Annotated in this window: 1 protein-coding gene; it reads left to right on the forward strand. The window is 68.8% G+C overall.

What is annotated here, in order from left to right; all coding sequences use genetic code 11:
* Positions 1–263, forward strand: a 263-nt coding sequence (locus tag AC3XQU_RS24120) for a hypothetical protein (RefSeq protein ID WP_489876652.1), incomplete at both ends; no start/stop codon positions are given.

Genomic DNA, 263 nt, shown 5'->3' on the forward strand with positions numbered 1-263 from the left:
TCCTGGTGGGCGGCGGCCAGCACCCCCGCGTCTCCGACAAGCTGGACAACACCCCGCCGGCCGGCGACCTCCTGTTCAACGGCTTCGAGGTTCCGGACGGAACGTCAATGGCCGACGCCGGCTGGACCGGAACCGCCGACCTCGCACCTTCGTTCCAGCCCGCCACGTCCGGCGGTGACTTCTATATCGGCGCCAAGCGGATCAACACGTTTGATACCGGCGGCGCACCGGGCGACGACAGGCAGGGAACCATGACGTCGCCG

The sequence above is a fragment of the Telluria sp. AZSoR62 genome (assembly GCF_058111565.1).